This window comes from Planktothrix sp. FACHB-1355, from assembly GCF_014748295.1.
GTDB classification, from domain to species: Bacteria; Cyanobacteriota; Cyanobacteriia; order Cyanobacteriales; family Aerosakkonemataceae; genus Aerosakkonema; species Aerosakkonema funiforme_A.
On record NZ_JACJUP010000178.1, the window covers coordinates 1 to 8,373 of the forward strand.

6 protein-coding genes and 1 pseudogene are annotated in these 8,373 nt (G+C 43.9%); 2 read left to right on the forward strand and 5 right to left on the reverse strand.

The genetic code is table 11. The features are described from left to right. From H6S82_RS10440 to H6S82_RS10450, 3 genes are all read right to left on the reverse strand, one after another. Positions 1 to 2,573: GAF domain-containing protein (locus H6S82_RS10440; RefSeq protein ID WP_191056202.1), on the reverse strand; the 2,573-nt coding region annotated here is incomplete at its 3' end. Beyond that, positions 2,573 to 3,010, reverse strand: coding sequence for a response regulator (locus H6S82_RS10445; protein ID WP_190474869.1), 438 nt, complete (start codon positions 3,008 to 3,010; stop codon positions 2,573 to 2,575). The genes H6S82_RS10445 and H6S82_RS10440, both read right to left, overlap by 1 nt. A 127-nt stretch (positions 3,011 to 3,137) precedes the next feature. Then, positions 3,138 to 5,186, reverse strand: a complete 2,049-nt coding sequence (locus H6S82_RS10450) for a PAS domain-containing protein (RefSeq protein ID WP_190474872.1) — start codon at positions 5,184 to 5,186, stop codon at positions 3,138 to 3,140. A gap of 298 nt (positions 5,187 to 5,484) precedes the next feature. Here H6S82_RS10450 and ilvC point away from each other — a divergent pair, with 298 nt between their 5' ends. Beyond that, entirely contained in the window at positions 5,485 to 6,480 is a 996-nt protein-coding gene (gene ilvC, locus H6S82_RS10455) for a ketol-acid reductoisomerase (RefSeq protein WP_190474874.1), read from the forward strand. Positions 6,481 to 6,582: 102 nt separating this feature from the next. Here the strand turns inward: ilvC and H6S82_RS10460 are convergent, their stop codons facing one another. Then, on the reverse strand, positions 6,583 to 6,810 hold the full coding sequence (locus H6S82_RS10460) for a hypothetical protein (protein ID WP_190474876.1): 228 nt from the start codon (positions 6,808 to 6,810) through the stop codon (positions 6,583 to 6,585). Positions 6,811 to 7,035: 225 nt separating this feature from the next. Here H6S82_RS10460 and H6S82_RS10465 point away from each other — a divergent pair, with 225 nt between their 5' ends. Next, entirely contained in the window at positions 7,036 to 7,914 is an 879-nt protein-coding gene (locus H6S82_RS10465; RefSeq protein WP_190474878.1) for an EndoU domain-containing protein, read from the forward strand. 168 nt (positions 7,915 to 8,082) lie between these two features. On the opposite strand, the pseudogene H6S82_RS10470 reads toward H6S82_RS10465, so the two are convergent. Next, positions 8,083 to 8,373 (reverse strand): annotated as a pseudogene (locus tag H6S82_RS10470) (hypothetical protein); the annotation flags it as partial.

Here is an 8,373-nt window from a genome sequence, read left to right on the forward strand (position 1 = left end):
TCAGATGTGTGCTCTTCCGATCTCCCCGTTCCTTCGTATTTTCGGTTGAGTTTGCTATCCAATTGACAGAAGGGTTGAAAAAGAGAAGATATATTTTCTGGGGCAATACCGATGCCCGTATCAACTACCGTAAAAGATATCCCGTGAGGCTGCTTGCAAGCTGTTAAGGAGACTTCACCTACAGCAGTAAACTTAATTGCATTCGAGAGCAAATTCAGCAGCATTTGCCGCAAGCGGCGTTCGTCAGCAATACAAAAATGCAGTTGCGGGTCAATTTTACTTGTCAGTTTCAACCCTTTTTTGTATGCCCGCTCTCCTACAATTGATAAGCAAGAATAGCATAAATCGGGAACTACTATGGTGGAAAGGTCTAAATCTTCTTTACCTGCCTCCACTTTCGCCAAGTCGAGAATATCATTAATCAAAGACAGTAGATGTTCGCCACTACTATGAATGCAATTCATGTACTCCAATTGTTTGGGATTTAGAGGCCCGTAAAACTGTTCGATCAACATCTGAGATAATCCCAAAATCGAGTTGAGCGGAGTCCGCAATTCGTGGCTGGTGTTAGCCAAAAATTCGCTCTTGGCACGACTTGCTGCTTCGGCTGCAAGTTTTGCCTGCTCTAATTCTTGAGTTCGCTGTTTTACTAATTCTTCCAGGCATTCGTAGTTTAAGGCATTGTAAAGAGCAATTGTGGCTTGGTCTGCAATTCTCTCCAGTATATGAATTTCGTCTTGAGTAAAGGTTCGCGGAGAAATTGTGGTGTGCAATGAAATGCCGCCGAAGATTTGCTCGTGAATAAAAATGGGCACACTAAGCACGGAAAGGGTCTGCAATTGCTTTGTTTGAACTTGTCGGGTCTGCTTGCTGGGCAATCGTGCGTAATTGGGAGCATGGAAAGCTTTGTCACAGTTACATTTAGAAGCAGGAGCTAGTAGGTCTAGCCAATCTGATAGAGCCGCTTTGAAATCTAGCATGGAGGGTATTTCCTCGTTGGCTCGCCATTCATTCAGTACTTGAATTTGCTCGGCTTCTAGGCTATACAAAATTACCCGATCGACACCAAAACATTGTCCTGTTAGTTGGACAATTTGCTGTAAAATATGTTGTGGATCGAGGCTGCTGTTTAGTGTCCGACCGATCTGGTTGAGTAATTGCTCTCGCTCAGCTTGCTGTTGAACTTTTGTGAATAGTTGGGCTTGTTGGATAGCGATCGCTACTTGCGTTGCCAGTTGCTTTAACAAATCAATTTCAAATTGCTGCCATTGCCGTATACTAGAACACTGATGCACTACCATTACTCCCCATAAAGAAGAGGGGGGGAGGGGGGGAGAGGAGGAAGGGGGGAAAAAAGCATTGCTCTCTGTCTGTGATTCGTTCCTCATCCCGGAGCTTTCTTCCTTACCACACAGGAGAGGTACACTAACCTTTGCCCTTATTTGAAGTTGAATCATCAATTCCAAATGTTTGGGAGACAATTTTGCTCGCTCAATATCGTTAATCGCCTCGATCTCTAAAATATTTTGTTCTGTTCGCTCTTCTATAAACCAGTTTTTGTGAAGGTCGAGCGCCTCTTCTATCGTCCAATCAGGAGTAGTTGAAGCTGTAATGAGCGTGCCATTTGGCTCATTGTCAAAGCGATATATACTGACGCGATCTGCTTGCAAAAATTGTCTGATTTCTTCTACCGTTGTTGCCAGAATCTCATCTAGATTTAGGGATTGTCGAATTCGGAGAGTTATCGCTGCAAGCAAACGTTCTGATTCCGCCTGCTTTTGCAGTAGAATTTCTGCCTTTTTTCGCTCTGTAATATCGCGGCAATTGACAACAATACTTGTTACTCCTGAAGGTTCGATAAAGTTTTTACTGATTGCTTCCAGAATGCGCCAATCAGTATTTTTATGTTGAAAACGCATCTCTGTGGATGCAGCAACGCTGGGATTTTGAATTACTTTAGTGAAGGTATTGATGACATTATTGATATCGTCACAATGAATGTAATCCCAAATGCTTTTATCGATTAATTCCTCCGGTTTGTAGCCTAAAACCCTTTCTACAGAAGGACTTTCGTACCGTATTTTTCCATCGCTACCGACGACTGTAATAATGTCTAAACCATTTTCAATTAGGGAACGAAACCGTTCTTCGTTTTCTCGCAAAGCTTGTTCTGTTTTGCGTCTGATGCGCCGCTCTTGGGCTTCGCGCAATTCGCGCTCGATCGCAGGCACCAGTCGCGCTAGCTTGCCTTTCGTCAAATAGTCGTGGGCTCCTGCTTTCATGGCAGCTACTGCCACATCTTCGCCAATAGTGCCCGAAACGATAATAAAAGGCAAGTCCAGCCCTTTTTCTTTCAATAAATTCAACGCAGCGGGAGCGCTAAAACGGGGTAGGGAGTAGTCAGCGATCGCGACATCCCACTCCTGTTGCTCTAGCGCTGCACTCATAGCGGTAGGCGTATCCACCCGTTCGTATATAACGGCATAACCGCCCTTCTCCAGCTCGTACACCAGTAACTCAGCATCGTCTTCTGAGTCCTCTATTACCAAAACACGCAGCGAAAAATTAGCCATTACGTTGACAGTGCTTTGTTTAAAAATAGCCAGTATAACCCCATATGCCTTACAGCTTCAATAAATTGAAGATAATCTACTGGTTTGCGAATGTAGCTATTACAACCTAAGTCATAACTTTTTATGATATCCTCCTGTTCGATCGATGTTGTAAGAATAACTACAGGAATGAATTTTGTGCGCTCGTCGGTACGCAGTCGGCGTAACACTTCCAGACCATCCATTTTAGGTAGCTTCAAATCCAGCAGCACTACCGCTGGTTTGAAGCTGACATCGCGGTTTGCGTATGCACCCATACCAAGTAGATAATCCAGTGCTTCTGCCCCATCCCGTACTACCATCACCTCCCCCAAAAGGTTGCTCTCCTCGAAAGCTAGCAAAGTTAACTCTTCATCATCTGGATTATCTTCTACTAATAAGATTTTTTTGTGATTCACATCCTTCTCTCAATTGATAATTGGTAATAGTTGACTTTTGACTGAGGCAAGAGGGCGTCGGGCTAGGGGTTAGGGGAAAGGGAAATTTTGACTTTTGACTTTTGACTTTTTTAGCCCCTAGTTTTGGCTAAAGCGTAAAGTAGAAAGTTGCACCTCGATCGACTGCGGCTATTGCCCACACTCGACCGCCGTGTCGGTGAACGATGCGCTGTGTTGTTGCCAGCCCAATGCCTGTGCCGGGAAACTCAGCTGTGTTGTGAAGACGTTGAAAAGCACCGAAGAGTTTGTCGGCGTAAGCCATATCGAAACCAGCACCGCTATCGCGCACAAAGTAGGCCATTTGGCCATCCGGTTGTATTTCGCATCCGAACTCTATGTGCGATCGTATACCCTTGGAGGTAAATTTCCAGGCATTGTTAAGCAAATTTTCCATAACGACTCGCAATAGCCGCGCATCTGCCTGGGCAACAAGTCCTTCTGCAATCTGCCATTCCACTTGACGCTGCGGCTGTGTCTCTTGAAGTTCTTGGCAAATGCTTTTGGCTAGAGCGCTCAGATCGACTTGCGTGCGGTGCATTTCGCTGCGGGTCACCCTAGACAAAGTTAGCAAATCGTCGATCAGTTCCGCCATCCGCTGGCTACCCGCACGCACCCGTTGCAGGTAATGTTTGCCTTTCTCATCCAACTTATCCGCATATCGTTCTAGTAATGCCTGACTGAAGCCATCAATACTTCGCAATGGCGCACGCAAATCATGAGAAACTGAGTAAGAAAAAGCTTCGAGTTCTTTATTCGCCGCTTCCAGTTGTGCGGTTCTTTCAATTACCCGCTTCTCTAATTCTTCATTGAGTTTGATAATTTCCTGTTCGGCTCGTTTCCGCTCTGTGATGTCTCGGCTAATTGTGGCGATCGCTATTGGTTTACCTGTTTTTGCATCCGCGATCCTGAAAGCATTTTTCTGTACTATTATTGGCTCATTATTTTGAAAATTTCTAAACCTATATTCACCTTCCCAACGTCCGTTTTTAATAATTGCCGGTAACACCCTCTCCATATAATCGCAGATATCTTCTTTCATCAAAAAATCGAATACCACTGTTCTCTTAGCTTCTTCTATATTATTTATACCCACCAGTCTTTGACCCGCATCGTTCAGGAATATTATTTTTCCATCCAGAGAAGCTAAGGCAATATAATCAGAACTATTTTCTAGCAATGATATTAACTGCTGTCGTTCTTTTTCAGCTTGCTTGCGCTCGGTAATATTTTGCATCATCACCATGCCAGAAACAACTTCGACTGACTCATTTTTTACGGGTAACGTATGTACGAGATAGATGCGATTGGCAAAAAATATTTCTGAGACTGTCTCTTTTCCATCTAGTGCTGCTTGATACATTGGTTCGGCAATTTCGCAAAATTTAGGCGGGAATATTTCCCAAAGTGTCTTGCCTTCCAAGGATTTTTTGGAAAGACCGATCGAAGCCAGTTCCGTACCTTCGGCAATTGTATAGGTGAGGTCGCGATCGAACAAGGCAACCGTACCGTTTGGAAAATTTCTGGCTAATGTTTTGTATAGTTCCTCACTTTTTCTTAGCGCTTCCAGAGCCTCTTCGCGTTCTTTTAATATCTGGGCATTTTCTAACGCTACTGCCGCACTGGCAGCCAAACCTTGCAGTACTGTAACGTCATTACTATCGAATGGACGACGCTCTGCTTTGTTGTGCAATTCCAAACAACCTATCAATTCACCTCTACGATTAAAAATTGGCATATTTACAATGTTATAAAATGCGAATTCTTGGTACATCTGGGGGAGGACGTGCGGATCGTTATTGGGAGCGTTAGAAATGTAATGTTCCCTTGTTTCCATTACCCTACCCGGAACACCAACTCCTCGCGAAAATACTATATTTATAGGTCGAATTTTTTCATTTTCGCGGTACTCGTTAAAAACCATTTCACCTTGGTTAATCAAGCCATAAGTACCCGCTCCTGCTTCGACTAATTCCATTGCTGAAGCAACTAAACTTCCCATAACAACTGGTATTTCGAGCGCTAAGTTTAGCTGATGAATAGCGCGGCAGAGAATCTCCAATTGGCGAGTACGCCTCAACAAATGTGATTCTATCCGCTCGTAATCGGGGTTAGGTCTTTCCAGATCTCGATCCATCATAAGTGCTTTATTTATTCAATCAGTTGCAGGCTGATTTGAGCTTTACTACTAACTATATATTGATAAGAAATATTTTTAATAAAAGTGCGCCAGCCGTTTAGGTTTAAAGTCTGCATACAATTATCGCCCAAACCTTGTGTTTGAGAAAGAGCGATCGCATCCCATCTAGTTCGCTCTCACACTCCCTGCTTCCTCTTGCCAAAATCGTATCCCACATAGCCGATCGGACACCACCATATTTTGGTATGATTAAAAGTTTGCAGAGAACGACTACGCTTGCACCGAAGGAGTTGCCCCTATGGCCCGAATGTACTACGACGCTGATGCCAATTTAGACTTATTAGCCAATAAAACCGTTGCCATCATCGGCTACGGTTCGCAAGGCCACGCTCACGCCCTCAACCTCAAAGATAGCGGTATAAACGTTATTGTCGGGCTTTATCCCGGCAGTAAATCTACTGCTAAAGCCGAAGCAGCCGGCTTAGCTGTCCACAGTGTAGCTGATGCCGCCAAAGCAGCAGACTGGATTATGATCCTGTTGCCCGATGAAGTGCAAAAAACAATCTATAAAAACGAAATCGAACCGCATTTGACCGAAGGTAAGGTACTGTCTTTTGCCCACGGCTTCAATATCCACTTCGGTCAAGTTGTCCCGCCCGCAAATGTAGATGTGGTGATGGTAGCACCTAAAGGGCCAGGACATTTAGTGCGGCGCACTTACGAACAGGGAGAAGGCGTTCCCTGTTTATTTGCAGTTTATCAAGATGCGACCGGACAAGCACGCGATCGCGCAATGGCTTACGCTAAAGGTATCGGCGGTACTCGCGCCGGAATCCTGGAAACTACTTTCCGCGAAGAAACCGAAACCGATTTATTTGGCGAACAAGTTGTACTCTGCGGCGGTTTGAGTGCCTTAATCAAAGGTGGTTTTGAAACCTTAGTGGCTGCTGGCTATCAGCCTGAATTAGCTTATTTTGAATGTCTCCACGAAGTCAAACTGATTGTTGACTTGATTGTGGAAGGCGGCTTAGCCAAAATGCGCGACAGCATCTCCAACACAGCGGAATACGGCGATTTAACCCGTGGCCCTCGCATTGTCAACGACCAAACCCGCGCCGAAATGCGTAAGATTCTTCAAGAAATTCAAACCGGTCAATTTGCCCGCGAATTCGTGTTAGAAAATCAAGCAGGTAAGCCCGGATTTACTGCTATGCGCCGTCAAGAAGCCGAACACCCAATCGAGGAAGTAGGCAAGGATTTGCGAGCGATGTTCAGCTGGCTGAAAAAGGCATAGTCTCGGTAGTTGCTAGTTGGTAATGACCAATTTCAGATTTCAGATTCCAGATTTATTGAAATTTGAAATCTGAAATCTAAAATTTAAAATTTACCCATGATTCTATTGTTGGTTGGTATCCTGTCCTTTTTCCAGTTTCTGGATCTCTTGTTCTCTACCAGCATCGCGATTTTTAGGTCTGATCCATTTGGGAATCAACCCAACTACAAAGTTTCGACTTTGCACACTAGCACTGCGTACCTGTGGGGGCAGAAATGTCAAGCTGTCGCCAGCAATGATAAATCCCGCCAGTAGGATAACGAATATAAAGCCAAATGTCTTTTTATTCATTTTTGGCTGACAATTTCACTAACGCTTCTTTTCTCAATTTTCCCCGAAATAGGTAAATTTATCTCAATTCACGAGGATTTCAATTGTGTATTATATCACAACTGCGTGCAGGTACGGATGCGATCGCACAATAAATTTCCGGAAGCCAGCAGGGTCAGCCAGAAAAAAGTAACTGTCATGGCTCTAAATTAGCAGCCTAATTTCGATAGATTTTCCTACAACCATATGAAACGAGATTTTTGGATTAGATTCGCTGCCATTGTCACAAAGGCGCTACTATGGCCAGTAATTGCTGCTGTAGCGATTTTTAGCTGTTTGCCTACCCCCAATAGCTTAGCAACTTCATTACCTTCTCCCACCACCATTGCCCAAGCAACTTCATCATCAGAATTAAAATTATTTTTTGATACAGTTAATAACCCAGAACAGCTTGGTTTTCCACGCGGAAAGAAAGTAGACATCACACCACCAGCACCTCAACTAAGTGGATTCGATCGAGATGTACTAAAAACCTGCGGCGCAATTGGCACCAAACTCAAAGCCAGCGATTTCAAACAATTGATGTCAAATTACCCAGATGTCCTGCGCGAAATCAAACAAGCTGTCGGCGGTCAACTGCTACCCGTGCGGAATACAGAAGCAGAATTTTTGGATGACCTAACGGCTATTTGGGCGAGGCGAGAAGGATTTGAACATATTTTCTGCGGCGAATTAGAAACTCCAACAAAAATTGGCGGACTGCATTATTTCGCTAGATATCTTCAATTGCAAAATGAAGGAATTGGGGGACGTTTACCCAACAACTTACAAAAAGAAGAAGTAATTCCTGGAGTTGTTTATACTTTGGGAGTGGTAATTAAAAAAGGCGATCGAACTTGGAGAGACTCCCTGAAAGGCTACCCTTTGGTCACCGATGCGAAAGAACTCCTATTAGATGCAACCAAAGCATTTAAAGCGCAGGGAAATGCACAAGGCGCTTGTATTTTGCCAGTGCAAGATATGGATACGGGCAAATCATACAGTGCCGTTTTTGTCAAGAGTAGAGATGCGATCGTCACTTTTTATCCCGACGCCACTCCCAGCGGCAAACCTTGCAGAAATTAAAGCTAGGGACTAGGAATCTAAGCGAATTTAGTATTCTGTAGGGGTGTTCGCGTAGTGTGCAGTAAGCATTAGCATTCAGGCTAAAATTCATAACTCAAACGCAAGATTTATCTGTCTGAATGCTTCGCCCTACCGATATCTCTATAGGCACACACTATATTGCTTTTATCAAGACCGATTAATGGACTGGAAATCGCTATAAGCTGACTCTAGATTTTGTTGGATAACTTCCCATAGTTCTGGGAAATCATCATGAGTAAATATTTGCAGGGCATTTTGATAATATGCGATCGCTCGTTCTAAGTTTTCGGCTTTATCTCCAATGCTACGTTTAGTGTACACTACTCCCATGTCGTACTGGAGTAATGCCCATTTTTTTGGGTAAGTTTCGCGAGTGAATACTTTTAGGGCATTTTGATAGTCTATAATCGCTTGTTCTAAAGATCGGAAGAGCGTCGT